Genomic DNA, 25,836 nt, shown 5'->3' on the forward strand with positions numbered 1-25,836 from the left:
CTCCATGTCGAAGGATGGGTGGCTCAAGCGCCGAGACTGCGCGCGGTGTTGATGATGTTGATGCCGTTGAAGCGGGTGGTGGACGAACCGTGCGAGACCGCCGAGACCTGGCCGGGCTGGCCCTTGCCGTCGAAGAACGAACCGCCCAGGCGGAAATCCCGTTCATCGCAGATGGCCGTGCAGGCATTCCAGAATTCCGGCGTGCGGATCTGGTAGGCCGCATCCTCGACCATGCCGGCGATCTTTCCGTCCTTGATCTGGTAGTACAGCTGGCCACCGAACTGCGCGTTGTAGCGCTGCTGGTCGATCGAGTACGACCCCCGGCCGTGGATGTAGATACCGTTCTCCACGTCCTTGATCATGTCCTCGACGCTGAGCGGCTGCTTGCCCGGCGCCAGCGAGACATTGGCCATGCGCTGGAACTGCACGCTGGACCAGGAATCGGCGTAGCTGCAGCCATGCGATGCATCGCGGCCGAGGATATGGGCTTCATCGCGGGTGGCCTGGTAATCGACCAGGATGCCGTCGCGCACCAGGTCCCAGCGCTGGGTCTTGACGCCCTCGTCGTCGTAGCCGACCGCACCGAGGCTGCCCGGCTGGGTCTTGTCGGCGAAGAAGGTGACGATGTCGCTGCCCCAGCGGAAACCCGCATCGCGCTTGTCCAGCGTGGCGAAGCTGGTGCCGGCGTAGTTGGCTTCGTAGCCGAGCACGCGGTCCAGCTCCAGCGGGTGGCCGACGTTCTCGTGGATGGTCAGGAACAGGTTGGACGGGTCCAGCACCAGGTCGTACTTGCCGGGCTTCACCGACGGCGCCTTCAGTTTCTCGCGCGCGTGGCGGGCGGCCGCAATGGCGTCCTCGACCGGGTCGTAGGAATCGCGGTAAGCGGTGATGCCACCGGGCAGGTGCACCTTGCCGCGCGCATCGCCATCGAGGAACTCATAGCCCATGCCCATCGGCGAGGACAGGCCGGCGCGGGTGCGGAACCTGCCGCTGGCCTTGTCGATGGCGGTGGCGGTGAACGGCAGCCAGATGCGATGGATGTCCTGGTCGATGAACGAGCCATCGCTGGAGGCGAAGTACTTCTGTTCGTTGACCAGGAACAGGGTGGAATTGATGTAGTCGGCGCCCGCATCCAGCGCGGCGGCATTGAGGGCCAGCAGCAGTTCGACCTTGTCCTGGATCGGCACCGCCATCGCGTTCCTGCGGACGGGGGTCTGCCAGCGCACCTCCCCGACCGGCGGCGTCGGCGCCAGCTGCACCGGCCGGGTCTGGATGCTGGCGTTGGCGCGGGCGATCGCGGCCGCCTGCTCGACCGCAGCGCGTACGGCGGCCTCGGTCTGCTGGTGGGTGGCAGCGAAGCCCCAGGCCCCGTTGACGATCACCCGCACGCCCACGCCGGACGATTCGCGGTTGGTCACGTTGCCGACCTGATGCTCGCGGGTGATGACCGACTGGTTGAGGTAGCGGCCGATGCGCACATCGCAGTAGCTGGCCTTGGCCGTGCGTGCGGTGGCCAGCGCCACGTCCGCCAGGCGCCTGCGCTGGAGGGTGTCGACCGGGGCGAGCAGTTGCTCGGCGGCGATGGCACGGGAATGCGGCAGCAGCAGGCCCGCCAGGCCCAGACCGGAAAAAGCCAGGAACTCACGTCGTTGCACAGCGTTTCTCTCTCTCGCTTGCGTGCGGCCGGCAACGGGCCGAGCCGATCACGTCAACCACTCGACTTTCGCCAGCGCGGGGCATCCGGGCAAGTGACTGCAGTCATGGTTGGGGGTGTTTCGGCAGGGCTTGCAGCCCTGCACCTGCTCAGAGCCGGAGCAACAGCCACAGCAACAGCGGGCTTGCTGAGGGATGGCGGCGCGGTGTGGGTGGGCAGGACACGCCGTAAACCCCCCTCCGGGGTCCGGCCCAGCCGCTGGCGGCTGTGCGTTCGGGCGCTTGCGAAGCAGTGCTTCGCAAGCAAAGCGCCCTCACCCCTGGGGGCTCGATGGCGCCATCCATGGCGCCAACGGTCCTGCCCACCCACACCGCCCCGCCTCTGACAGATTCCGTGCGCTGCTGGTAGGTGTCGACCTTGGTCGACACATCTGTCAGATATCGAATGAAATTCGGGGTCAGATCCGTTTTCCTGCGGAAAACGGATCTGACCCCAAGAGCCGTTCCAACAGACCGCAGGAAACTGTCGAAGGCGGGGTGGGTCCAGTGGCAGGGGCGTGAGCGCCATGGATGGCGCGACCGAGCCTCCATGGACGGATTTACGGCGTCCCCTGCCACCGGATCCACCCCGCCATCCCTCAGGAAGCCCGCTGTTGCTGTTGCTTTGGCTGTTGCCGTTGCTGTGGCTTGAAGCAGGTGCAGGGCGCAGCCCTGCTCGGAACACCCCCCCTCGTGCACAATGGGCCGACCCCGCCTGGACACCGTCCTGATGTCGAGCAAGCCGCATTCAGAAGCCTGCGAGCGCAACCGCGAACCGATCGCCGCCGCACTCGACCCGTGGATGGGCGACCGCCATCGGGTGCTGGAAATCGGCAGCGGCACCGGCCAGCACGCGGCCTTCTTCGCCGAGCGTTGGCCCTGGCTGCGCTGGCAGCCCAGCGACCATCCGGACCATCTGCCCGGCATCGAGGCCTGGCGCGCGGAAGCGGCGCTTCTGAACCTGCTGCCGCCGGTGGCGCTGCAGGTGGAACTGCCACCGGCGCCTGGGCTCAGCCTGCCACAGGGCAGCACGTTCGACGCCGCGTTCAGCGCCAACACGCTGCACATCATGAGTTGGGCGCACGTGCAGGCGTTGTTCGCCGCGCTGCCATCGGTGCTGCGTCGCGGCGCGCTGCTGGCGGCGTACGGCCCGTTCAACTACGGCGGCCGCTACAGCAGCGACAGCAACGCGCAGTTCGATGCCTGGCTGAAGGCGCGCGACCCTCGCAGCGGCATCCGCGATAGCGAAGCGGTGCAGGCGCTGGCCGCCGACCACGGATTCACCCGCCTGGGGGATGTGGCGATGCCGGCCAACAACCGCCTGCTGCTGTGGCGGTTGGGGTAAACCATCGGTAGTGCCGGCCGCTGGCCGGCAACCGATTGCCGGGATGAATGCCGGCCAGCGGCCGGCACTCCCTTCAGGCCACCTGCACGATATGCAGCGCCTTCGGATTGCGCCACTGCGCCAGCAGGGCCGCTTCGCGCGCCTTGGCCTGCTCGAAATGCGCTTCCTTGACGTGGCCGAAGCCGCGGATGTGCTCGGGGATGCTGGCAATCTCCACCGCCAGGGCCAGGCGGTCGTCATCCAGGCCGTCCAGCAATACCTGCACGGTGGCCTCGTAATCGCCGATCAGCTTGCGCTCCATGCGGCGTTCCGCGGTGCGCCCGAATATGTCGAAGCGGCCGCCACGCAGGAACTTCAGCCTGGCCAGCAGGCCGAAGGCCTTGAACATCCACGGGCCGTATTCCTTCTTCAGCAACCGGCCCTGCTCATCCTTCCTGGCGAACAGCGGCGGCGCCAGGTGGAAGCGCAGCTGGTAATCGCCCTCGAACTGCTGCTGCAGGCGGCGCTGGAAGTCGCCACTGGTGTACAGGCGGGCCACTTCGTACTCGTCCTTGTAGGCCATCAGCTTGAACAGGTAGCGGGCCACGGTCTCGGTCAGCGCAGTGGAGCCGCCGATGCGGTCGGCTTCGGCGGTGCGCACGCGCTCGACCAGGCGGCGGTAGCGGTTGGCGTAGGCCGCATCCTGGTACTCGACCAGGAACGCGGCGCGGCGCTCGATCATTTCATCCAGCGAGCGCGACAGGCGGGCGTCATCCAGCGGCAGGAACGCCACGTCGCCACCGTGCGAGGGCAGGCCGCGCAGTTCGCGTTCGTCGCCGGTGTTGCGCGGTGCCGCAGTGGCACCCCATTCATTGCCCTCCCACTCGCCTGGCGGCAGCGGATGCAGCGGGCCCGGGGTGGATTCGGCATCGGTGTGGCGGTTGCGCACCAGGCCGGCCGCCTGCTGCACGGCCTGCGGATCGACCACGGCCAGGCGGCCCCACGCAAAGGCCTGCTGGTTCATCGCCACGGCGGCGCCATTGAGCTCGATGGCGCGCATCAGGGAGTCGAACGACAGCGGCACCAGGCCCTGCTGCCAGGCGTAGCCGAGGATGAACAGGTTGGCGGCGATGGCATCGCCCAGCAGCGCGGTGGCCAGCTGGGTGGCATCGAGCAGCAGTGGTTCCTGGCCGCCCAGTGCCACGCGCACGCCGGCGATGATGTCGGCGGCGGGGAACTGCATGTCCGGGCGCGTGGTGAACGTGCCCGGCATCGCTTCGTAGGTGTTCAGCACCACCTGCGAACGGCCGGCGCGCACCTTCGACAGCGCCCAGTAATCGTTGACCACCACCATGTCGCAGCCCAGCACCAGGTCGGCTTCACCGGCGGCGATACGCACGGCGTGGATGTCTTCAGGGCGACGGGCAATGCGGATATGCGTGGTCACCGCGCCGCCCTTCTGCGCCAGGCCGGTCTGGTCGAGCACGGTCGCACCCTTGCCTTCCAGGTGGCCGGCCATGCCTAGCAGCGCGCCAATGGTCACCACGCCGGTACCGCCGACGCCGGTGATCAGGATGTTCCAGGGCTGTTCCAGGCTGTCGCGAAGGGTCGGTGCCGGCAGGTTGTCCAGCAGCGTGGACGCATCGCGCTTGCTGCCCTTGCGCGGCTGGCCACCGTGCACGGTGACGAAGCTCGGGCAGAAGCCGTTCACGCAGGAATAGTCCTTGTTGCAGTTGGACTGGTCGATCTCGCGCTTGCGCCCGAACTCGGTTTCCTTCGGCAGCACCGACACGCAGAAGCTCTTCTTGCCGCAGTCGCCGCAGCCTTCGCAGACCAGCGAATTGATCAGCACCCGCTTCTGCGGGTCTTCCAGCTTGCCGCGCTTGCGGCGGCGGCGCTTCTCGGTGGCGCAGGTCTGTTCGTAGATCAGGATCGAAACACCCTTCACTTCGCGCAGGCGCTTCTGCACTTCGTCCAGCTCGCTGCGGTCATGGAACTCGACGTCGCTGGGGAAGTGCTCGCGCTGGCCGGTCCACCTGCCGATGTTGTCCGACAGCACCACGATGGTGTGGATGCCTTCGGCGCGCATCTGCTTTGCGATGTCCGGCACGCTCAGCGGACCGTCCACCGGCTGGCCGCCGGTCATCGCCACCGCATCGTTGTAGAGGATCTTGTAGGTGATGTTGACGCCGGCAGCGACCGCCTGGCGGATCGCCAGCGAACCGCTGTGGAAGTAGGTGCCGTCGCCGAGGTTCTGGAACACGTGCGGGGTATCGGTGAACGGCGCCTGCCCGGCCCAGGTCACGCCTTCGCCGCCCATGTGGGTGAAGGTGTCGGTGCTGCGGTCCATCCAGGTCACCATGTAATGGCAACCGATGCCGGCCAGCGCACGCGAGCCTTCCGGCACGTTGGTGGACGTGTTGTGCGGGCAGCCGGAGCAGTAGTGCGGCACGCGCGGAAAACTGGCGCGCGGCAACGCAAGTTCGGCTTCCTTCTCCTGCATCCACTGCAGGCGCTGCTCGATCGATGCGTTGTTGAAGAACTTCTGGATGCGGCGACCGATCACGCCGGCGATGGTGGCCGGGGTAAGTTCACCGGTGGACGGCAGGATCCACTCACCGCTCTCGTCGTACTTGCCGACGATGGACGGGCGCTGGCCCCAGCTGGCCGGCCAGTTGAAGAACTGTTCCTTCATCTGGCGCTCGATGAAGGCACGCTTCTCCTCCACCACGATGATGTCTTCCAGGCCCTGCGCGAAGCGCGCGATGCCCTGCGGCTCCAGCGGCCAGGTCATGCCGACCTTGTACACGCGGATGCCGATGTCGGCGCAGGCGGCTTCGTCCAGGCCCAGGTATTCCAGCGCCTGCAGCACGTCCAGGTAGCTCTTGCCGGTGGTGACGATGCCCAGCCGCGCGCGCGGCGCATCCATCACCACCTTGTCGATGCCATTGGCGCGGGCGAACGCCTGTGCGGCCTTCACCGCATAGCGGTGCAGGCGCATTTCCTGGTCCAGCGGCGGGTCCGGCCAGCGGATGTTGAGGCCGCCCGTAGGCATTTCGAAGTCTTCCGGCAGCACGATGCGGCGCGCCATCGGGTCGACCTCGACCGAGGCCGACGATTCCACCGTCTCGGCGATCGTCTTGAAGCCGACCCAGCGGCCGGTATAGCGGCTCATCGCCCAGCCCAGCAGGCCCATGTCCAGGATGTCCTGCACGCCGGCCGGATTCAGCACCGGCATCATCGCGCTGACGAACTCGTCCTCGCTGCCATGCGGCAGGGTTGAACTGCGGCAGGCGTGATCATCGGCGGCCAGCGCCAGCACGCCGCCATGGCGCGAGGTGCCGGCGGCATTGGCGTGCTTGAACACGTCGCCGCAGCGGTCCACGCCTGGGCCCTTGCCGTACCACATGCCGAACACGCCCTGCACGTTGGCGCCGGGGAACAGGTTGGTCTGCTGGGTGCCCCACACCATGGTGGCGCCCAGGTCCTCGTTCAGGCCGGGGGTGAACTTCACCTTGGCCGCGTCCAGGTGCTTGCGCGCGCGCCACAGCTCCAGGTCAAAGCCGCCCAGCGGGCTGCCACGGTAGCCACTGACGAAACCGGCGCTGTCGATGCCTTCGTGCGCGTCGCGCAGCCGCTGCATCAACGGCAGTTTCACCAGCGCCTGCACGCCACTCAGGTAGATCCGCCCCTCGTTGCGGGTGTACTTGTGGTCGAGCGTGTAGTCACGGTCGATCAGGTCGGCGGAAGAGGGCGAAGTGAGTTGCGCGGTACTGGTCATGGCTGGCCCGGTCAGGATCGGCTGGCACCGGCCGCGTGCAGGCACGCGGCGGGAAAGGCGCGAATTGTAGCAGCGAGGCCCGACCGGCCCGGCACTCGCGCCGGCGGCCATGCTGGGGTTAGGATCGGGGAGAGAGAGGGAGGCTGCGGTTGCGGCCTGGGGAGAAGGGATGTCAGTTGCAGGAAAGATCCTGGGCAGCATGTTGCTGGTCTCGGGAACGGCCCCCGTGTGGGCCGCGCCGGCGGTGCCGGCACCACAGGAGTTCTACTTCGACAGCGATGCGGCCGCCGTGCCCATGATCGTGGTCCAGTCCGACGGGGATGAGCTGGTGGCGCAGCTGCTCAAACAGCGCGAGCGCGGCCGGCGTACCGTGGAGGCCACCGTGCAGCTGGCGTCGGTGGCCATTGCGCAGGGCCGCACCGAGCTGGGTGAACAGCTGTATCGCGAAGCACTGAAGGATGCGCCGGTGCAGGGCAGCCTGGGCCGTAGCGTGCGCTGGAATTACGGCTGGGACCTGCTGCGTCAGGGCCAGCCCGAAGCCGCCCTGGAGCAATGGCAGGCCGCTGCCGGTGGTTCGCTGAGCAAGCCGGGCTGGCTGCCACCCACCTATGCGCTGGCGCTGTGGCGGGCCGGGCAGAAGCAGGAGGCGGTGCAGTGGTATGCCGCAGCGGTGCGTACCGAGCCGACGCAATGGAGCGACAGCAGCCGTTTTGCGCAGTTGTTGCCGTTGTGGCGTGACGACGAGCGCGCCTCGCTGGCGGAAGTGCAGCAGGCCTGGGCGGCCGCGCCGCCGGCCTGGCCCTGAGGGAGGGGGGGGCCGGGTTGCACCCGGCACCCGCAGAGGCAACGGCTGGAGCAACTGCAGCAGCCGAAGCAACAGCGGGCTTCCTGCGGGATGGCGGGGCACTGTGGGTTTGCGGGGCCGCCGTAAACCCATCCATGGGGGCTTGGTCGCCGCATCCATGCGGCTCGCACCCCGCAAACCCACAGTGCCCCGCCTTCGACAGGTTCCGGCGGCTGTTGGTAGGTGTCGACCTTGGTCGACACGGTCGATCCACGCCATGCGTGGATGAGATCTGCCAGGGATAGAAATCGAACTGGGGTCAGATCCGTTTTCCAGAGGAAAACGGATCTGACCCCCATGCCCTCAAGAGCAGCCAGCCAAGCGCTTTTGCTTTTGCGCTTCCACTTCAATCATCCGCGGAAACCGTCCGTCCCGACGCCCATGCCCGCAATGCCTCTACCTGCTCGGCCATCAGCACCGACAGCGGCCGCGTCGCACGGATCTCGTTCATCAGCAGCTCGGTATCCAACGGCCGGCCTTCGGCGTGCGCCGCATACAGCCCGGCCACGATCGCCTGCTCGATCTCGGCGCCGGAGAAGCCATTGGCCGCGGCCGCCAGCGCCGGCAGCGCGAAGTCGTCGCCGTTGAGCTGGCGTCGCCCCAGGTGCAGCCGCAGCAGCTCCACACGCACCTCAGGCGTGGGCAGGTCGACGAAGAAGATCTCGTCAAAGCGGCCCTTGCGCAGCAGTTCGGCCGGCAACTCGTGTACCTGGTTGGCGGTGGCGACGATGAAGACCGGCGCCTTGCGTTCGGCCATCCAGGTCAGCAGGTAGCCGAGCACGCGGCGGGATACGCCACCGTCCTCGCCACCGCTGGCCAGGCCCTTCTCGATCTCGTCCATCCACAACACGCAGGGCGCCAGCTGCTCGGCCGAGGCCAGCGCCTGGCGCAGGTTGGCCTCGGTCTCGCCGTGGTACTTGTTGTACAGCGCGCCCACGTCCAGGCGCAGCAGCGGTACGCCGAAGCCGGCGGCGGTGGCCTTGGCCAGCATCGATTTGCCGCAGCCCTGCACGCCCAGCAGCAACATGCCGCGCGGCGGATCCAGGCCGGCCGGTGCCGAGCCGGCGATGAAGGCCACCCGGCGCTGGCTGATCCAGCGCTTGAGCCGGTTGGCACCGGCCACGTCGCCGAAGCGCGCGCTGTCATGCTCGAAGAACAGGTGGCCGCTGCGGTTGAGCAGCTCGAACTTCAGCCGTGCCAGCTGCGGCAGGTCGTCGTCGCGCAGCGCGCCATCGGCGTAGATCAGCTGGCGGGCGATGCGGCGGGCATCGACCAGGCTCAGGCCCTGCAGGTTCTTCAGGATCTTCTTCACCGCCTCGCTGTCGACCTCGACACGGCGGCCGCCGTGTTCGCGCGCATAGGCGTCGGCCTCCTCGCGCAGCATCTTCAGCAGGGCGTTGGCATCGGGCAGGCGCGGGTTGAAGCGCACCGCCAGGGCCTCCAGCTCGGCCGGCAGCTCGACCTTGGCGCCGATCAGCACCAGCACATGCGGCTCGCTATGGCGGCGCTGGATCAGGTCGCGCAGCGCGCGCTGGTGGCTGGCATACCCCAGGTAGGGGTGGAAATCGAGCAGCAGGTAGACACCCCGCTGATCGGCCTGGCGGATCATCTGCAGGGCGGCGCTGGCATCGGGCGGGCCGACCGGCGGGTCCTCGCGGTCCAGGTCGATGCGACGCAGGCCCTCGGTGATGGACCAGCGGTGCAGGGCCCGCCACACGTGCATCAGCGTCTGCCGGAACAGCTCGACGATGCGGGCCTCATCCTGGGTCTCGATCACGATCAGGGGGGTATTGGCGCGGATCAGTGCGCTCAGGTCCTGCAGTTCGCTCATGCCGGTTCGATCCTTCGGGGGCGCCACGATAGCAAAGGCGATGGCCACTGGTTCAGCACGGTGCTACCTCCCGTCACCACCGCCGGTGTACGCTCGGGGCACGTACCCGGAAGCGAGGCTGGCATGAAGACGATCCTGGTGGCCGGTTCCAAGGGCGGGGTGGGCAAGACCACCGTCGCCACCCACCTGGCCGCGTACGCGGCATTGCAGGGCAAGGCCACGGTGATCGCCGATGCCGACCCGCAGGGCTCCAGCACCCGTTGGGCACAACGGCGTGCAGGGCTGGAAAGCGCGGTGCTCCCCATCGATGTGTATCGGAAGAAGCAGTGGGCGCAGAAGCTGCCCGACGGTACCGATACCGTCATCATCGATGCACCGGCCGGTGCGCTGGCCGACGATATCCCCCATTTCCTGGACGCGGCCGACGCCGTGGTGGTGCCGGTGCTGCCCTCGGCGCTGGATATCGAAGCCATCGTCGGCTTCCTCAACAGCCTGGCCCAGAACCCGCGCGTGCACAGCCGCAAGCTGCCGGTGGGGCTGGTCCTCAACCGCACCAAACCCTGGACCCAGACCTCGCAGCAGGCGCTGCAGATGCTGGCCGAATGGCCATACCCGGTGGTCGCGCAGCTGCGTGACAGCCAGAGCTACGTGGTCATGACCGGCCTGGGCCGCAGCCTGTTCGACTATCGCTCCGCCCAGGTGCGCGAACACCAGGCCGACTGGGAGCCGCTGCTGTCCTGGCTCAAGCTTTGATGCCTGCCTCACTTCTCCTGCTGCATCCTCTTCTCCATGGAAACCCGCGATGCGTGAACTGATCCTGCTGCGCCATGCCCATGCCGAACCCGCCGTTTCCGGCCAGGCCGACCTCGACCGGCCGCTGTCGCCGGTGGGGCTCGCCGAGGCCGAAGCCGCCGGCAAGTGGTTGAAGGAAAACAACCTGCTGCCCGACTGCGTGCTGTGCTCGCCGTCGCGACGTACCCGCGAGACCCTGGAAGCGGTGATGACGGCCATCGGCTATGTCGAAAAGCGCCTGGAAGACCGGATCTACGAAGCCACCCCGGGCACCCTGGCGGCGCTGGTGGACGAGCGTCGTGACCTGGACCGGGTGCTGATCGTCGGCCACAACCCGGGCCTGGAGCAGCTGGTGGCCCTGATGACCGACGGCACCAGCAGTGACTATCGCGGCATGCCGCCGGGTGGCGTGGCCGTGCTTGGCTTCCCGCGCGAGGCCTCGATCGAACCCGGCGTGGCCAGCCTGAACGCGTTCTGGTGGCCGTGATCCGATGAGCCTGGCGCGGCGCAGCCGCTTCCTGCTGCCCGTGTTGCTGGCGCTCGGCCCGGCCTGGGCCGCGGCGCCCCCACCGACCCCGTTGCCGCCCGTGTCCGCCGAGGCGCCACGGGTATTGCGCCTGGATACCCAGCGCTCGCGGATCGGCTTCGAGGTGCGCACCCGATTCGGCCAGCGCATCGAAGGCGTGTTCCCGCACTTCGAGGGGCGTATCGAGATCCTGTCCGACGGCCGTCACCAGGTGCACCTGAAGATGTTCACCCGCTCGGTGGAGATCCCCGGCAAGGCGCGCTATACCGGCTGGATGCGCGGCGAGGAGTTCTTCGATGCCGGGCGCCATCCGGTGGTCGAGTTCGACTCGCTGCCCTACTGGCCGGAGACCGTGGAGCAGGGCGGCGCCATCAACGGCCGGCTGACCCTGCGCGGCATCAGCCACCCCGAGTCATTGCAGGTCGAGAAGGCGGAGTGCGCCCGACCCGGCTATGATTGCGACGTCGTCAGCCGCGGTACCGTGCAGCGAGGCCGGTATGGAATGGACAGCTGGCAGCTAGCCTTGAGTGACCGAGTGACCTTCGTATTGCGTGCGCGCCTGAGCGAGGCGCCGAAACCGTGAACCTCCTGCTGCGCGTCCTGGCGCTGGCAACCGTGTTGCTGGGCAGCGGTTGTGCATCGCTCTCGCATGCCGAGCGTGACCGTGCCGAAGCGATTGCCGTGCAGGCGCGCTCGACCGACGTCGACTGCCGGCGCGCCGACCGCTGCGCGCAGGACTCGCCATTGCGTGCGCTGGCGGGCCGGGCGTTCACCGAATCCACCCCGGAACAGCCACGCCACTACGCCACCCTGCTCGACGAGGGCGAGGGCGCCCTGGTGGCGCGCCTGAACCTGCTGCGCAGCGCCACCCGCAGCATCGACCTGCAGACCTACATCTTCGACAAGGACGACAGTGCCCGGCTGGTCATCGACGAGCTGCTGGCCGCGTCGCGGCGCGGGGTGAAGGTGCGGGTGCTGATCGACCAGCTCTCGGCGATCTCCGACCTGCAGATCCTCGGCGCCCTGTCCGGCGCGCACCAGAACTTCCAGCTGCGGGTCTACAACCCGACCTTCGGCAAGGCCCGGCTGAACTACTTCGACTATGCCGGCAGCGTGCTGTGCTGCTTCCGCCGCTTCAACCAGCGCATGCACAACAAGCTGCTGGTGATCGACGATGCGATCGGCGTGGTCGGCGGCCGCAACTACCAGGACGACTATTACGACTGGGACCGCGAGTACAACTTCCGCGACCGCGACGTGCTGATCGCCGGCCCGGAGGCGCGGGCGATGGCGGCCAACTTCGATGCCTTCTGGCGCGCCAGGCGCAGCGTGCCGGCCGAGCGCCTGAACGATGTCGGCCGCACCCTGCTGCGCGAGGGCGTGCCGACCCTGCCGCCGGCCAGCTTCCGCCGCCCCGAGCGGGTGGAGCGGGTCAGTGCCGAAGCCAATGACATGGACTTCGTCAGCCGTTCCTTCGTCGATACCGCGTTGCCGGTGGCCTCGGTGCGCTATGTCGCCGACCTGCCGCGCAAGCACCGGCGCGAGAAGGCCGATGCGCCGCTGGCCGGACAGCACGTGACCGAGCCGCAGCTGGATGCGCTGATCGCCGGCGCGCAGAAGGAAGTGATCCTGCAGACGCCGTACCTGGTGCTGTCCAAACCGGCCCAGAAGCTGTTCCGCGAGCTGCGCAAGCGACCGCAGCCGCCGCGCGTGGTGGTGTCCAGCAACAGCCTGGCGGCGACCGACAACCCGATCGTCTATGCGCTGTCGTACAAGTACAAGCGGCGCAACATGCGCGAACTGGGCTTCAACATCTTCGAATACAAGCCGTTCCCGCTGGATGCACCGGTCGATTACCGCAACCTGCTGCCCGACCCGATCGCCGCGCCGGAAGGCGACGACGACGGCGGGCGCAACCCGCTGATCGGCGGCAGTGCTGCCGGCAGCAATGCCGGCGACCGTCGCGATCGCGATGAGCACCCGGCACCCACCGGCAAGCAGGGGGCGGTGAACCATCCGCGCACCGGCAGTGCCTACCAGAACGCGCGCGAGCGCCGCCGTGCGGCCGGCAGCGAGGTCGAGACCCGCCTGCTGCGCACCGAGACCCGGCCCTCGTTCCTGGGCAGCAAGGCGGTCAACAAGCCGTTGCCGGTCACCCGCAAGGGCGCGCGCATGGGCCTGCATGCCAAGTCGCTGGTGGTCGATCGCCGCATCGGCGTGGTCGGCACCCACAACTTCGACCCGCGCAGCGAGAACTACAACACCGAAGGCGCGGTGATCATCGATGACCCGGCCTTCGCCGAGCAGCTGGCCGAGAGCATCCTGCGTGACACCCACCCGCAGAACTCGTGGACGGTGGCGCCGCGGGCCAAGCCGCCGGTGCTGTCCGGGCTCAACTACAGCGTCGGCAAGGCCTCCGAAGCACTGCCGATCCTCGACTTCTGGCCGTGGCGCTATGCCACCGACTACGAGTTCAAGCCCGGCCCGGACTGCCCGCAGCCGTTGCCCCGGCAGGACCCGGGCTTCCACCGCTGCTATGTCGCCGTGGGTGATTTCCCCGAGGTCAATGTCGGCCCGAAGTGGCTGCTGGTACGCATGCTGACCGCATTCGGCGCCGGCCTCGTTCCCATCCTCTGAAGGTGCCCGCATGACCCAGGTGTTCCGCGAAGCCGTTTCCCTCGAGCAGCTCAATACGCTCAGCCGCAACACCGCGATCGCGTCGCTGGGCATCGTCTTCAGCGCGGCCGGTGACGACTGGCTGCAGGCCACCATGCCGGTGGACGAGCGCACCCGCCAGCCCTACGGCATCCTGCATGGCGGCGCGTCGGTGGTGCTGGCCGAGACCCTGGGCAGCAGCGCCGGCAACCTGTGTGTGGATACGGCCAAGCAGATCTGCGTGGGGCTGGAAATCAACGCCAACCACGTGCGTGCGGTGCGTTCGGGCACGGTCACCGGCACCGCCCGCGCGCTGCACGTGGGCCGCAGCACCCAGCTGTGGGAGATCCGCATCGAGGACGAGCAGGGCCGGCTGGTGTGCATCTCGCGGCTGACCCTGGCGGTGGTGGCGGCCGGCCACGGCTGAGCCCCGGACGGGCGGTGACGGCAGCGGAACCCAGCGTTCCCTGCCGATTGCCCCGGTCGATGGGTGTTATGGCCTAAATCGGCTGGCAGCGATGACGGCCCTCCGGTATCGTGCGCGGATGACTTCCCCCACTCCGGCCCCCCGCGGCGGCGTGGCGCGTGTGTGCCGTTACCTGTACCGCGTACCGCTGCTGTTGGTCCACATCATCGTGTTCCTGCCGCTCATCCTGATCGGCATGCTTCGGCCGTGGGGCGAACTGCGCGTGGGCGAGGCGACCCTGGGGGCCAAAGTGGTCAACTGGTGGCAGGGGGGGCTGATGTGGATCTTCGGCTTCCGCCTGGTGCAGATCGGCAGGCCGCTGCCCGGCGCCGTGCTGTTCGTCGCCAACCACGTCAGCTGGGTCGACATCTGCATCCTGCACAGCCAGCGCATGATGGGCTTCGTCGCCAAGCGCGAGATCGCCAGCTGGCCACTGGTCGGGTGGCTGGCCGCGCGCGGGCAGACCATCTTCCACCAGCGCGGCAACACCGAATCGCTCGGTGGCGTGATGCAGGTGATGGCTGATCGCCTGCGCGAAGGCAAGGCAGTGGGCGTGTTCCCCGAAGGGCGTACCCGCGGTGGCCACGAAGTGGGCCCGTTCCATGCCCGCATCTTCCAGGCGGCGGTTGAGACCGGCGTGCCGGTGCAGCCGGTGGCTCTGGTGTATGGGCTCAAGGGCGACGCGCAGACCATTGTCGCGTTCGGCCCCGGCGAGAGTTTCTTCGCCAATTTCCTGCGCCTGCTCGGTGAGCCGGCGCGGCGTGCGGAAGTGCATTTCCTGGCACCGATCGGTGCGCAGGACCTGGAAGGCCGTCGGCGCATCGCGGAGACGTCGCGCGCGCGCATCGTGGCGGCCATGAGCACGCAGTGAGGGTGCGGTGGCCCTGATCCCGCCACCCGTCCTGGACGCCGGCACGCCGACGCTGCACGCGGCTGACTACCAGCCACCGCGCTGGCTGCGCAATCCGCACCTGCAGTCGATGCTCAGCTCCAGCCGCATGCGCCTGCAGCGCGGCCTGCTGCTGCTGGCCGCGACCGGCGCGATCAGCGAGGAACTGATCCTCGACGGCGGCGACGGCGTGCGCCTGCAGGGCTGGCACAGCCATGTCGAAGGCCGCGAACCCAAGGGCATGGCCCTGCTGCTGCATGGCTGGGAAGGCAGTGCCGAATCCAGCTACATGCGCATGGCGGCCGCGCGCATGCTCGAACAGGGCTTCGACGTGGTGCGGCTGAATTTCCGCGACCACGGCAATACCCATCACCTCAACCCCGGCATCTTCCACTCCAACCTGATCGACGAAGTGGTGCATGCCGCAGGCGATATCGCCCAGCGCTGGCCGCAGCTGCCGCTGGTGGCCGCCGGCTACTCGCTGGGCGGCAACTTCGTGCTGCGCCTGGCCCTGCGTGCGCCGGCGGCCGGCGTGCCGCTGCTGCGCGTCGCCTCGGTATGCCCGGTGCTGGACCCGGCGCTGACCATGGAGAGCATCGAGAACGGCCCGGCAATGTACGACTGGTACTTCCGGCGCAAGTGGGCCGGTTCGTTGCGGCGCAAGCGCGACCTGTTCCCCGAACTGAGCGACTGCGACGACCGCGTGCTGAAGCTGGACATCCGCGCGTTGACCGCCTGGCTGGTCGAGCGCCACACCAGTTTCGGCTCGTTGCAGGCCTATTTCGACGGCTACTCGATTGCCGGCGATCGCCTGTCCTCGCTGCAGGTGCCGGCCGACATCCTGATGGCACAGGACGACCCGGTGATCCCGTACGCGACCTTCAGCGACTGGCAGCTGCCGCGCAACGCGCACCTGGAAACCGCCTGCTGGGGCGGCCACTGTGGCTTCCTGGAAAACTGGCGCGGTGACGGCTTCTCCGAGCGCTGGGTGGCGCAGCGCCTGCAGCGCGTGCTGCAAGGCTGAACCGGCACGGGCGCGCAGGCCGCTACAATGCGGGTTTGCCCTTGAACCGGACCGCCATGCAAGACCAGATCATCCAAGCGTTGCGCCAGAACGAGGCCGACCAGGCCGTGCAGCTGGCCCAGGCGTGGACCCGTGATGAACCCGGCCAGGCCGAGGCCCACCGCTGGCTGGCGCTTGCGCTGCAGCAGCAGGGCAAGGCCGAGGACGCGATGGAGGCCCTGCAGCAGGCGCTGCAGCTGGCCCCGGACAATGCCCAGCTGCACCTGCAGCACGCCGGCCTGCTGCTGGCCCTGCGCCAGTTCGACGGCGCTGGCGAAGCACTGACGCGCACCACCGGGCTGGACCCGAACGCCTTCGCTGCCTACCTGATGCAGGCCCACCTGGCGATCGGCCGCAACGATTTCGATGAAGCGCAGCGCCTGTCCACCCTGGCCTCGCGTGTCGAACCGGACCACCCGGAACTGCTGACCATCGACGGCATGATCGCGCTGCGCCGCGATGATGCCGATCGCGCGCTGACGCTGCTGTCGGCCGCCAACCAGGCCCAGCCCAACGACATTCGCGTGCTCTACGCACTGGGCTTCGCCTACCTGGGCAAGAACATGCTGGCCTTCGCCGAGCAGGCGTTCCGCCGCGTGCTGGAACTGAACCCGACCATCGCCTCGCTGCATGGCCTGGTGGTGCAGCTGGCCATGCGCCAGGGCAACCTGGACGCTGCCGCCGAAGCGATGCAGATCGCGCTGCAGCAGCAGGGCCTGGATACGCCATCGATGCGACGCCTGGCCGGCGAACTGGCACTGCGCAGCGGCCAGCCGCTGCAGGCGCTGGAGCACCTGCTGCCGTTGCTGGAATCGCTGCCTGACGACCGCGACGTACTGCAGTTGCTGCTGATGTCCTGGCAGCGCCTGGGCCGCGAAGACGAGGCCCGCGCACGCCTGGATGCCGCCCTGGAGCAGCACCCGCAGCTGCACGACCTGTGGCTGGCACGCCTGGCGGTGGAAGAGGTCGGCAGTGCCACCGCCGCCGCCACGGTCGAGCGCTGGATGGACGCGATGCCGGGCCACCTGCCGGCGCTGGAAGCGCGCCTGCGCCTGCACGACATGGTGGGCGAACACGCCCAGGCCGAAGCGATCGCCGAGCGCATCGTCAACCTCGAACCGGGCCGCGTCAGCGGCGAAACCCGCCTGGTCGAAGGCCTGCTGCAGCGCGATCCGGCCGCCGCGGTCGCCCGCGTGCAGGCGCTGATCGACATGGCACCGGAAGGCCACCGCGCCGACCTGCGCACCTGGCTGGGTGAGATCCAGGATCGCGCCGGGCAGCACGAAGACGCGCTGCAGACCTGGCTGGCACTGCAGGCCGACCAGGCACCGCAGCGCCTGCCGCTGCCGCCGCAGGCCAAGGCGCCGCCGAGCTGGCCGGACAAGGGCGAGATCGACGGTGATGCCACTTCCGCGCCGATCTTCCTGTGGGGCGCGCCGGGTTCGGGCGTGGAGCGCGTGGCGACCGGCCTGGCCGCCGCCAGCCCGGTGCTGCGCAGCGACCGCTATACCTCCAACGCACCCGACGACGCGTTCCAGAACTACCACACGCTGCAGGACCTTGCCTCGGGCGTGCTGACCCCGGAGCGGCTGGTGCAGCGCTGGCGCGAACAGCTGCCGTCGCGCGGCGTGCAGGACGACGCGATCATCGACTGGCTGCTGTGGTGGGACAACGCGCTGCTGTGGGCGCTGCGCCCGCAGCTGCCGCAGGGCCGCCTGCTGGTGGTGCTGCGCGATCCGCGCGACATGCTGCTGGACTGGGTGGCCTACGGTGCCGCCGCACCGCTGGCAATGACCTCGCTGGCCGAAGCCAGCGAATGGCTGGCGCGCGCGCTGGCCCAGGTCGCCGCCCTGCACGAGGACGATCTGTACCCGCAGGTGCTGCTGCGCATCGACCAGATCGGCAACGATCCGCAGGCGATGGCCGAACTGCTGGGCCGCCTGTTCGAGCGGCCGATGCCGCCAGCCGCGCAACTGGGTGCGCCGCGCTTCCCGCCGGGCCACTGGCGCAACTACCGCGACGTGATGAGCGCCGCCTTCGCCAAGCTCACCCCGATCGCGGTGCGCCTGGGTTATCCGGAAGAGTGAGGACACGCCGATGCAACTGAGCAGCCACAGCCTGACCAACGGTGCACCGATCGACCGCGAATTCGCCGCCGGCGATGCCGCGGGCTTCGCACCGGACCGCAATCCGCACCTGGCCTGGAGCGATGTGCCGGAGGGCACCCGTTCGTTCCTGCTGGTGTGTGTCGATCCGGACGTGCCGACCGTGCCGGAGACGGTCGGCCGCACCGACATGAGCGTGCCGCGCGACCAGCCGCGCTGTGATTTCGTGCATTGGGTAATGGCCGACATTCCGGCCTCGGTGCGCGAGATCGCCGCAGGCAGCTGCAGCGACGGCTTCGTGGTGAAGGGCAAGTCCGAACCGGCCGGCCCGGCCGGCAGCCGCCAGGGCCTGAACGACTTCACCGGCTGGTTCGCAGGCAATCCGGACATGGCCGGTGACTACCTGGGCTATGACGGCCCGTACCCGCCGTTCAACGACGAACGCCTGCACCATTACTTCTTCCGCGTGTTCGCGCTGGACGTGGCATCGCTGCAGCTGCCGGCACGCTTCACCGCCGCCGACGCCTACCGCGCCATGCACGGCCACGTGCTCGCCGAAGCGGCACTGCACGGCACCTACACGTTGAACCCGGCGCTGGGCTGAGAGCCCTTGTAGGGCCGGGGCATGCCCGGCTTTACTTTCTGCAGAGTCGAGCCATGCTCGACTTTGCCTTGTAGAGCCGAGCCCATGCTCGGCTGCTTCTGCTACGCAATGGACCTGCAGTAAACAGCAAACCCTGCCAGGAACGCATCCGCTTCGGCGCGATGCACTTCCGACTGAAGCACCTCGAAGATCTCCTCCGGTTCCAGGCCCAGCACCGGTACACGCAGGAACAGCGTTGTACTGAACGCGGCACTGACCGTGGACAGCACCGCGCGAAGTGCCTGCAGCATGTCCTCGCCACGATGGGACGCATGCACTAACGCAATGGGCCGACCGACGATCTGGTCGCCGGATACGAGCCAGTCGATCGCATTCTTCAATCCGCCGGGAATGCCACGCACGTATTCAGGGCTGCACACCAGCACACCGTCGCTGCGGGCGATGGCCGCCTTGAAGCGCGTCACGCTGCAGGGTTCATCGGTGCCTTCCAGATCGGGGGAGAACACCGGAAGTTCGCCGACCCCGGCGTAGACCTCGATCTCCATGCCGGGCGGCGCGATGGCTTTCAGGGCCACCAGCAGAGCGGTGTTGGTCGACTGCCGGCGCGCGCTGCCGGATATGGCGAGAATCTTCATCGTGGCAAGGCTGGCACGTGGGGCTGCGTCGACGCTACAGAACGTAGAAGGGCGACCTCGTGGCCGCCCTTCTGTTTATTTACTTCTTCTCGATGGCCGACTCGACCACCATGTCCAGCACGTACGCCTGCGACGGCGCATCGGCCGGCGGGTTCTTCACTTCGTAGCGCTTCACGCGCACCACGTTGCGCACGCCGTCTTCGTGGGTGTAGCCCTCGATGGTGCCGTAGAAGTTCTCGAACTTGCCCGGCTCACCCTGCTTCAGGCCCTTGTCGTCGAACTTCACTTCGCGCACCTGCAGGCACTGGTAGTCCGGGATCAGCGGGTGCGAGCACTTCTGCGTCTTGGCGGCCACTTCCAGGAACACGGTTTCGCCGGCGCCGCCGTAGCGGGTTTCAGCGGTCGGCTCCGGGTTGAACACCAGCACGTCGCCCTTGGCGTTGGTCAGCGTCAGCTTGCCATTGGCATCCTGCTCGGCCTTCAGCTCGCCCTGCAGGCGGCTCGACACGGCTTCGTCCAGCGCCATCAGCGCCTTGTCGGTGCAGGCCATCATGGTCGAGGCCATCGCGCTGACCGTCAGCTTGCCGTCGGCCAGGGTGTAGCCGCCGCCCATGCGGTTGCAGGTGTTGCTGACCGACAGTCGGCCATCTGCGAAGTCCAGGGTGACCGGCTTGTCTTCGCGGGCGAACAGCGCGTCGATGCGCTTGCCGTCGGCGCCGGTGGCCTGCTGCAGCAGCCAGTGCTGGCTCTGCAGGCGCTGCGCATCCAGGTGCGCCAGCGTCTGCTGGTCTGCTGCCTTGGCCGCGGCCGGGGCCACGTCGTCGCCGCCGGTGCCGGCCGGGGCCGGGGTCTGGCTGCAGGCGGCCATCAGGGCCAGCGGGAGGAGCAGGGTGAGCTTGCGGTTCATGGTGATTCTCCTTGGGGAACCGTGGGGGAAACGGGGTGGGGCCGGCAACGGGGTTACCGTACCCCGGCGCTGTTCAGCTGCCGGAGGGCAACCACAGCAGCAGCGCCGCGCCCAGTGCGATGCGGTAGATCGCGAAGGCGGTGAACCTGTGCGACTTGATGTAGCCCATCAGCCACTTCACTACGACGAAGCCGGTGATGGCCGCGGCAAGGAAGGCCACGCCCACGTCGGCCCAGTCCTCGCTGCCCAGCTGCCCGGCCTTGGCCATTTCCAGGAAGGTGTAGGCGCTGGCGGCGAACATGGTGGGAATGCCGACCAGGAACACGAACTCGGCGGCGGCGGCGCGGCGGCTCAGGCCCAGCAGCATGGCCAGGAAGATCGCCGAGGCCGAGCGCGAGGTGCCGGGGAACACGCCGGCCACGACCTGTGCCAGGCCCACGCCGATCGCCACCGTCCAGGTCACCTGGTCGCGGTCGGGCAGGCGCGCGGTGTAGGCCTCCACCAGCAGCATCCAGACACCACCGATGATCAATGCCCAGGCCACCGGGCTGACCGTCTCCGGCAGCGACCAGCCGGCCTTGCGCACCACCAGGCCGACCACGGCGGTGACCAGGAAGGCGGCGCCCAGCTTGAACACGTACTCACGGTTCTCGCGCTGGTTGAAGCCGGTGGCCAGCTGCAGCAGGCGCTGGCGGAACACCAGCACCACGGCCACGATCGCGCCGGCCTGGATGACGATGTTGAAGAAGTCCGAGCGGGCACCCAGCCAGTGCTGGGCGATGAGCAGGTGGCCGGTGCTGGAGATCGGCAGGAATTCGGTCAAGCCTTCGAGGATGCCCAGCAGCAGGGCGGAGAGCAGGTCGGACATGGACGGTGCGTGACGCGCGGCGGAAGGAAGGTCGAGAGGATAGACGATCCCTGCCGCACCAAACGGGTGCGTCTGGTGGCAGGTGCACCCGTTTGGTGCGCACCGTCCTGCACCGCCACGGAGCGCCCTTTTTGAAATCAATGACTTGCGGCCAGCGAAAAGTTGGCACGGTCGTTGCTGTACCTCAGCAGGCATTCATCCCCATCCGAGGTCGTACCGATGTCCGTGGAAAACGTTGAGAAGCTGATCAAGGACAACCAGATCGAGTTCGTCGATCTGCGTTTCGTGGATATGCGTGGCGTCGAGCAGCACGTCACCTTCCCGGTCAGCATTGTCGAACCGTCGCTGTTCGAAGAAGGCAAGATGTTCGACGGCAGCTCGATCGCCGGCTGGAAGGGCATCAACGAATCGGACATGGTCCTGCTGCCCGACACCACCAGCGCCTACGTCGACCCGTTCTACGCAGATCCGACCATCGTGATCAGCTGCGACATCCTCGATCCGGCCACCATGCAGCCGTACGGCCGCTGCCCGCGCGGCATCGCCAAGCGCGCCGAGGCCTACCTGAAGTCCTCCGGCATCGCCGAAACCGCGTTCTTCGGCCCGGAGCCGGAGTTCTTCATCTTCGACTCGGTCCGTTTCGCCAATGAAATGGGCAACACCTTCTTCAAGGTCGATTCCGAAGAAGCCGCCTGGAACAGCGGCGCCAAGTACGACGGCGCCAACAGCGGCTACCGTCCGGGCGTGAAGGGCGGCTACTTCCCCGTGCCGCCGACCGACACCCTGCACGACCTGCGCGCCGAGATGTGCAAGACCCTGGAACAGGTCGGCATCGAAGTGGAAGTGCAGCACCACGAAGTGGCCACCGCCGGCCAGTGCGAGATTGGCACCAAGTTCAGCACCCTGGTGCAGAAGGCCGATGAACTGCTGCGCATGAAGTACGTGATCAAGAACGTCGCGCACCGCAACGGCAAGACCGTCACCTTCATGCCCAAGCCGATCGTGGGCGACAACGGCAGCGGCATGCACGTGCACCAGTCGCTGTCCAAGGGCGGCACCAACCTGTTCTCCGGTGACGGCTACGGTGGCCTGAGCCAGCTGGCGCTGTGGTACATCGGCGGCATCTTCAAGCACGCCAAGGCCATCAATGCCTTCGCCAACTCGGGCACCAACAGCTACAAGCGCCTGGTGCCGGGCTTCGAGGCGCCGGTGATGCTGGCCTACTCGGCCCGCAACCGTTCGGCGTCGTGCCGCATTCCGTGGGTGTCCAACCCGAAGGCGCGCCGCATCGAAATGCGCTTCCCGGACCCGATCCAGTCCGGCTACCTGACCTTCACCGCACTGATGATGGCCGGCCTGGACGGCATCAAGAACCAGATCGACCCGGGTGCACCGAGCGACAAGGACCTGTACGACCTGCCGCCGGAGGAAGAGAAGCTGATCCCGCAGGTCTGCTCCTCGCTGGACCAGGCGCTGGAAGCGCTGGACAAGGACCGCGAGTTCCTGAAGGCCGGCGGCGTGATGAGCGATGACTTCATCGACGGCTACATCGCGCTGAAGATGCAGGAAGTGACCAAGTTCCGCGCGGCCACCCACCCGCTGGAATACCAGCTGTACTACGCCAGCTGACCGGATGCGATGGCGGTGGGTTCCCCCTCCCACCCGCCGCCATCGCTTCCGTTTTCGCGGCTGGGGAGCCGCGGTCAGATCGGGGTCGGATCCCGTTCGTTTACGAATGGGCGCTGATCCCTATCCAGGGGCAAGAGAGAGACCGGATACGCGACCAGGGCCGCCCTCCCTCCCGCGTCGGTCGTGCAAGGAGAGAGGCACGGCCGTCCCGGCCCTGTACGTGTCCGGTGCAACAGCCACGGTCATCATCCTGATGACCCGTGGTTGCCTGATGCCAACGCGCGCTGGCGCGCTGGCCCCATCCACCCTCGGGACATGCGCATGAAACTGATCTCCGCCATCATCCGACCGTTCAAGCTCGACGAGGTCCGCGAGGCCCTGTCCGATGCAGGCGTGTCGGGCATCACCGTGACCGAAGTGAAAGGTTTCGGTCGCCAGAAGGGCCACACCGAGCTGTATCGCGGCGCCGAGTACGTCGTCGATTTCCTGCCCAAGATCAAGATCGAAACGGTGGTCACCGACGAGCGTGCCGACGCGGTGATCGAAGCGATCCAGTCGTCGGCAGGCACCGGCAAGATCGGTGACGGCAAGATTTTCGTCACCGCCGTCGAACAGGTCATCCGCATCCGCACCGGCGAAATCGGTGCCGACGCGCTGTAACCCCCTTCCGGAGATTCCCCCCATGAAGATGCGCCTTCTCACCGGGTGGCAAGCCCGGTTCCACCTGGTGTGCCTGTTGATGCTGCTCAGCGCACTGGCCGCCGGTGCCTGGCCGGGCAGCGCCCATGCCCAGGCCCAGGTATCGCCGTTGCCGAGCGAAAGCGTGGCGGTCGAGCCGCTGCACGATGCGGCCGCCACCGCCGCGGCGCCGGCCGTGGCCGAAGCGGCCGCCGCCTATGATCGTGGCGACGTCGCCTGGATGCTCACCTCGACCCTGCTGGTGCTGTTGATGGTGGTACCGGGCCTGGCCCTGTTCTACGGCGGCCTGGTGCGTTCGAAGAATGTGCTGTCGGTGCTCAGCCAGATCCTGGTGGTGTTCTCGCTGGTGCTGCTGCTGTGGGTGGCCTATGGCTACAGCGCGGTGTTCAGCGCCGGCAATCCGTTCTTCGGCTCGTTCACCGAATTCGCCTTCCTCAAGGGCTTCACCCCGGAGTCGGTGGGCAACACGCCGATCAAGGGCCTGCCGGACTATCTGTTCGTCGCGTTCCAGTCGACCTTTGCCGGCATCACCACCGCGCTGATCGTCGGTGCCTTCGCCGAGCGCATCAAGTTCCGCGCGGTGCTGCTGTTCTCGGCGCTGTGGTTCACCCTCAGCTACATCCCGATGGCACATATCGTCTGGGGTGGCGGCTACCTGGGTGAGCTGGGTGCCATCGACTTCGCCGGCGGTACCGTGGTCCACATCAACGCGGGCGTCGCCGGCCTGGTCGGCGCGTGGTTCGTCGGTAAGCGCCTGGGCTATGGCCAGACCGCGCTGAAGCCGCACAATGTGCCGTTTACCTACATCGGCGCGATGCTGCTGTGGGTGGGCTGGTTCGGCTTCAACGCCGGCTCGGCAGCAGCGGCCGACACCGTGGCCTCGCTGGCCTTCCTCAACACCGTGCTGGCCACCGCCGCTGCCGTGCTTGGCTGGACCCTGGTGGAGGCGATCGGCAAGGGCAAGCCGTCGGCGCTGGGCGCTGCGTCGGGTGCGGTGGCCGGTCTGGTCGGCATCACCCCGGCCTGTGGCACCGTCGGGCCGCTTGGCGCGATCGTGATCGGTTTTGTCGCCGGCGTGGTCTGCGTGTGGGGCGTGACCGGCCTGAAGCGCCTGCTGAAGGTGGACGACACCGCCGACGTGTTCGGTGTGCATGGTGTCGGCGGCATCGTCGGCGCGATCCTCACCGGCGTGTTCAGTGCGCAGTCGCTGGGCGGCACAAAGGCCGATCTGGATATCGCCCATCAGGTCTGGGTGCAGGTGGTCAGCGTCGGCCTGACCGTGGTGTGGTCGGCGGTGATGACCGCGGTCATCCTGCTGGTGGTCAAGGTCGTGGTCGGCCTGCGCGTGACCGAAGAAGCAGAGCGCACCGGCCTGGATGTGACTTCGCACGGCGAGTCCGCCTACGAGGCCTGACGTGGCGGCGCACTGACGTGGTGGGTGCCGACCGTTGGTCGGCACAGCGGGTAGCCCATCCACGCATGGCGTGGCTCTAACGTTCCTGCTTCAATGGCTGTCTGTAGGCGCGCGTGTTCGCCTCCAACGACCTCGATGGACTACAGAACGGAGTAGGCGTGATTCAGGCGACTTCCGCAGCAGTGATGGAAGACATCGAATGGTATGTCTACCTGCTGACCCTGGACGACTACAGTCCGCATGCGCTGGTGCGTAGTGTGGCCGGCGCAGGAGATCGAGAACACTGGAGCTTTGCTGTGGAGTTCACCTATCGCTGCCTTTCCTCCGGTCTGTGGCGACTCTCCTACGGCCTGCCTCCGGAGCTGGGGCTTTCCAGCATCGATCGTCGATCCGAGCACCAGCAATCTGATCAACATCATGGTGCCTGGAGCACATGCATTGGATCCGGGCTTTGTGATCCGACAGGTGCTTCCGGATGGATTCGGTGGATTCTCAGTCTCAACCAGAGGCTGGGGTACGGGTTCGCGTCCAATGTTCAACTCGAATTGATGGGCCAAGTGTGGAGTTCCAATACGCGCGATACTGGTGGCGAAGTTGGCAAGTTGCGGTGGCCTTGGAGTACTTTTCCCTCAAGGCAGAAATGCATGAGCTACCGGGGCTCTGATGGAAAGATGGTGGAGATCTGCCAGTGAGTGAGCGTGAGTTGGGGGCAAAGATTGTGTCTGTGATTGCCAGCTCCGTGCTTGGAGCGGCTCTATTCATAGGCATTCCGCTGAGTTCTCGGATAGGCAGCTTTTCGCAGGCTGCAATTTTCACATCGCTGGTTTGCGCCATAGCCGCTGTGTCGGGCCTCATCTTCGGTGTGCCCGGGGTTATGCTTGTGGACAAGTTTCTTCCGCGGTTCAAAGCTCGTTATGTTGTAGCTGCACCAATCTGTGCCTTGTTGGCGTGGCTCGCGTTCGAGGGTGCCTTCTCTCCTGGCGCTTGGATAAAGGTCTGGACCAGTCCTTCCTTTTGGTTTGGGTGGGCTCCCAGGCGCGCTGGCATCATGCTTTTCATCGGGTTGGCCGTGGGTGCCTTCTACATGTTGATCTGGCCGCGGATTGGACGAA

At 67.4% G+C, this 25,836-nt stretch carries 21 protein-coding genes; 15 read left to right on the forward strand and 6 right to left on the reverse strand.

Annotation, left to right across the window (positions count from 1 at the left end; genetic code table 11):
- Positions 1 to 23 precede the first annotated feature (23 nt).
- A complete protein-coding gene (locus tag AC5P8R_RS16595; protein WP_032957606.1) occupies positions 24 to 1,655 on the reverse strand; it encodes a TldD/PmbA family protein in 1,632 nt (543 codons plus the stop codon).
- 767 nt (positions 1,656 to 2,422) lie between these two features.
- On the opposite strand from AC5P8R_RS16595, the gene AC5P8R_RS16600 reads away from it, so the two are divergent.
- Positions 2,423 to 3,037, forward strand: coding sequence for a DUF938 domain-containing protein (locus tag AC5P8R_RS16600; protein ID WP_032961616.1), 615 nt, complete (start codon positions 2,423 to 2,425; stop codon positions 3,035 to 3,037).
- A gap of 73 nt (positions 3,038 to 3,110) precedes the next feature.
- On the opposite strand, the gene AC5P8R_RS16605 is transcribed toward AC5P8R_RS16600, so the two are convergent.
- Complete coding sequence (locus AC5P8R_RS16605; protein ID WP_495223644.1) at positions 3,111 to 6,797, reverse strand: indolepyruvate ferredoxin oxidoreductase family protein; 3,687 nt, start codon at positions 6,795 to 6,797, stop codon at positions 3,111 to 3,113.
- A 169-nt stretch (positions 6,798 to 6,966) separates the two neighbouring features.
- Here AC5P8R_RS16605 and AC5P8R_RS16610 point away from each other — a divergent pair, with 169 nt between their 5' ends.
- Positions 6,967 to 7,602 (forward strand): tetratricopeptide repeat protein, encoded by a 636-nt coding sequence (locus tag AC5P8R_RS16610; protein WP_262087910.1) that lies wholly within the window; start codon positions 6,967 to 6,969, stop codon positions 7,600 to 7,602.
- A 385-nt stretch (positions 7,603 to 7,987) separates the two neighbouring features.
- On the opposite strand, the gene AC5P8R_RS16615 is transcribed toward AC5P8R_RS16610, so the two are convergent.
- Positions 7,988 to 9,472: an AAA family ATPase gene (locus tag AC5P8R_RS16615; protein ID WP_014645482.1), complete on the reverse strand. Its 1,485-nt coding sequence runs from the start codon at positions 9,470 to 9,472 to the stop codon at positions 7,988 to 7,990.
- 123 nt (positions 9,473 to 9,595) lie between these two features.
- Here AC5P8R_RS16615 and AC5P8R_RS16620 point away from each other — a divergent pair, with 123 nt between their 5' ends.
- From AC5P8R_RS16620 to AC5P8R_RS16660, 9 genes are all read left to right on the forward strand, one after another.
- The gene (locus AC5P8R_RS16620; RefSeq protein WP_005420986.1) at positions 9,596 to 10,225 is read left to right on the forward strand and encodes a nucleotide-binding protein; all 630 of its coding nucleotides are present in this window, start codon (positions 9,596 to 9,598) and stop codon (positions 10,223 to 10,225) included.
- A 49-nt stretch (positions 10,226 to 10,274) separates the two neighbouring features.
- Complete coding sequence (locus tag AC5P8R_RS16625; protein ID WP_014035499.1) at positions 10,275 to 10,751, forward strand: SixA phosphatase family protein; 477 nt, start codon at positions 10,275 to 10,277, stop codon at positions 10,749 to 10,751.
- 4 nt (positions 10,752 to 10,755) lie between these two features.
- Positions 10,756 to 11,373 carry a YceI family protein gene (locus AC5P8R_RS16630; protein WP_495223645.1) on the forward strand — a complete coding sequence of 206 codons (618 nt, stop codon included), beginning with the start codon at positions 10,756 to 10,758 and terminating at the stop codon, positions 11,371 to 11,373.
- Positions 11,370 to 13,427: a phospholipase D family protein gene (locus tag AC5P8R_RS16635; RefSeq protein WP_053495706.1), complete on the forward strand. Its 2,058-nt coding sequence runs from the start codon at positions 11,370 to 11,372 to the stop codon at positions 13,425 to 13,427. The genes AC5P8R_RS16630 and AC5P8R_RS16635 overlap by 4 nt, the downstream gene beginning before the upstream one ends.
- 10 nt (positions 13,428 to 13,437) lie before the next feature.
- Complete coding sequence (locus tag AC5P8R_RS16640) at positions 13,438 to 13,872, forward strand: hotdog fold thioesterase (RefSeq protein ID WP_014035502.1); 435 nt, start codon at positions 13,438 to 13,440, stop codon at positions 13,870 to 13,872.
- Positions 13,873 to 13,990: 118 nt separating this feature from the next.
- Complete coding sequence (locus tag AC5P8R_RS16645; RefSeq protein ID WP_032961622.1) at positions 13,991 to 14,782, forward strand: lysophospholipid acyltransferase family protein; 792 nt, start codon at positions 13,991 to 13,993, stop codon at positions 14,780 to 14,782.
- Positions 14,783 to 14,834: 52 nt separating this feature from the next.
- Entirely contained in the window at positions 14,835 to 15,824 is a 990-nt protein-coding gene (locus tag AC5P8R_RS16650; RefSeq protein WP_046427777.1) for a YheT family hydrolase, read from the forward strand.
- 56 nt (positions 15,825 to 15,880) lie between these two features.
- Positions 15,881 to 17,950: a tetratricopeptide repeat protein gene (locus AC5P8R_RS16655; RefSeq protein WP_032961627.1), complete on the forward strand. Its 2,070-nt coding sequence runs from the start codon at positions 15,881 to 15,883 to the stop codon at positions 17,948 to 17,950.
- Between the two features lie 10 nt (positions 17,951 to 17,960).
- Positions 17,961 to 18,572 carry a YbhB/YbcL family Raf kinase inhibitor-like protein gene (locus tag AC5P8R_RS16660; RefSeq protein ID WP_014645487.1) on the forward strand — a complete coding sequence of 204 codons (612 nt, stop codon included), beginning with the start codon at positions 17,961 to 17,963 and terminating at the stop codon, positions 18,570 to 18,572.
- A gap of 101 nt (positions 18,573 to 18,673) precedes the next feature.
- On the opposite strand, the gene AC5P8R_RS16665 is transcribed toward AC5P8R_RS16660, so the two are convergent.
- The 3 genes from AC5P8R_RS16665 to AC5P8R_RS16675 all read right to left on the reverse strand — a co-directional run bounded on the left by AC5P8R_RS16665 (position 18,674) and on the right by AC5P8R_RS16675 (position 20,982).
- Positions 18,674 to 19,207, reverse strand: a complete 534-nt coding sequence (locus AC5P8R_RS16665; protein ID WP_014645488.1) for an NADPH-dependent FMN reductase — start codon at positions 19,205 to 19,207, stop codon at positions 18,674 to 18,676.
- A gap of 79 nt (positions 19,208 to 19,286) precedes the next feature.
- Positions 19,287 to 20,114: an META domain-containing protein gene (locus tag AC5P8R_RS16670; RefSeq protein ID WP_495223646.1), complete on the reverse strand. Its 828-nt coding sequence runs from the start codon at positions 20,112 to 20,114 to the stop codon at positions 19,287 to 19,289.
- Positions 20,115 to 20,187: 73 nt separating this feature from the next.
- Positions 20,188 to 20,982: an undecaprenyl-diphosphate phosphatase gene (locus AC5P8R_RS16675; RefSeq protein ID WP_014645490.1), complete on the reverse strand. Its 795-nt coding sequence runs from the start codon at positions 20,980 to 20,982 to the stop codon at positions 20,188 to 20,190.
- A 219-nt stretch (positions 20,983 to 21,201) separates the two neighbouring features.
- Here AC5P8R_RS16675 and glnA point away from each other — a divergent pair, with 219 nt between their 5' ends.
- From glnA to AC5P8R_RS16695, 4 genes are all read left to right on the forward strand, one after another.
- Entirely contained in the window at positions 21,202 to 22,611 is a 1,410-nt protein-coding gene (gene glnA, locus AC5P8R_RS16680; RefSeq protein ID WP_014645491.1) for a type I glutamate--ammonia ligase, read from the forward strand.
- Between the two features lie 321 nt (positions 22,612 to 22,932).
- Positions 22,933 to 23,271, forward strand: a complete 339-nt coding sequence (locus tag AC5P8R_RS16685; RefSeq protein WP_004134334.1) for a P-II family nitrogen regulator — start codon at positions 22,933 to 22,935, stop codon at positions 23,269 to 23,271.
- Between the two features lie 22 nt (positions 23,272 to 23,293).
- Positions 23,294 to 24,724: an ammonium transporter gene (gene amt / locus AC5P8R_RS16690; RefSeq protein WP_014645492.1), complete on the forward strand. Its 1,431-nt coding sequence runs from the start codon at positions 23,294 to 23,296 to the stop codon at positions 24,722 to 24,724.
- Positions 24,725 to 24,837: 113 nt separating this feature from the next.
- Positions 24,838 to 25,416 carry a hypothetical protein gene (locus tag AC5P8R_RS16695; protein ID WP_262219484.1) on the forward strand — a complete coding sequence of 193 codons (579 nt, stop codon included), beginning with the start codon at positions 24,838 to 24,840 and terminating at the stop codon, positions 25,414 to 25,416.
- The last annotated feature ends 420 nt before the right edge of the window (positions 25,417 to 25,836 follow it).

It is taken from the genome of Stenotrophomonas sp. YJH_SMC_73, assembly GCF_059370155.1.